The 1,210-nt window shown below is 46.7% G+C and carries 1 pseudogene; it reads left to right on the forward strand.

From position 1 onward, the window contains the following. Positions 1-275 precede the first annotated feature (275 nt). A pseudogene (locus C1752_RS29630) lies at positions 276-1,210 on the forward strand (ISAzo13 family transposase); the annotation flags it as partial.

Raw genomic sequence — 1,210 nt, forward strand, 5'->3', positions numbered from 1 at the left:
AGGATCGAGGAATAAATAATATCCAGAACCTCAATGGAAGAATGATAGTCTGAGCATCCTCCCCTATTTGGTTTGAGATGAATCCTTACACAGTGAATATTGAGCAGCAAATGCAACGGCTCTACAAGTCTTTGAACGAGAAGGATCGTCGTCGTTATGCCGCTATCGAAGCCGCCAAATTGGGCTGGGGTGGGATATCGTACATCAGTGCTTTGTTTGGGTGCGATTACTACACGATTCGTTTTGGCCTATCAGAGCTAGATGACGAAGTCGCGATGAATCAAAAGGGAATACGGTCTAAAGGCGGGGGTCGCAAATCAGCCTTTGAGACCGTCGAAGGACTCGATGAAGCCTTTATTGAGGTGCTTTCCGAATACACTGCAGGGTCTCCCATTGATGAGCAGCAGAAATGGACAAATCTGAAGCGACACGAGATTGCTCAGTTAATAGAAGTCGATGGCCAAGCTATCAGCGTTACCCTCGTTGATCAGTTACTGACCAAACATAACTATCGTAAACGCAAAGCCCAGAAACGCCTTCCTACAGGAGAAACGGCCCAGCGCAACGAGCAGTTTGAAAATATCGGGAAGCTTAGAAAAACCTATCAAGATTCAGGAAATCCGATAGTGAGCATGGACACTAAAAAAAAGAATTGATTGGTCTACTCTACCGAGAGGGGCGTTTGTATACCCAACAAGAGATTCAGGTTTTTGACCATGATTGGCCGTCTCTAGCAAAGGGGGTCGCTATTCCTCACGGATTGTACGACCTGAACCTGAACGTCGGCTATGTCCAGATTGGCACCAGTCATGACACCGGAGAGTTTGCCTGTGATTCGATCTGCTACTGGTGGAAGCATTACGGCTCTCTTCAATATCCGAAAGCCAGTTCTATTTTGATTCTGTGTGATGGCGGTGGCTCTAATAGTTCACGCCACTACCTGTTTAAGCAAGATTTACAGGCACTGGTCACTCAATTGGGCATTGAAATTCGTATTGCCCACTATCCGCCCTATACCTCGAAATACAATCCCATTGAGCATCGCCTCTTTCCCCATCTAACCCGTGTTTGTGAAGGTGTCATTTTTGAGGCGGTGGAAGTTGTGAAAGAGTTGATGGCCACAGCCAAGACTAAAACGGGTCTGAAGGTCTTTACGACGGTGTTAGACAAGGTCTACCAAACGGGTCGAAAAGTCACCGAGGAGTTTAAG

It is taken from the genome of Acaryochloris thomasi RCC1774 (assembly GCF_003231495.1).
Taxonomy (GTDB): Bacteria; Cyanobacteriota; Cyanobacteriia; order Thermosynechococcales; family Thermosynechococcaceae; genus RCC1774.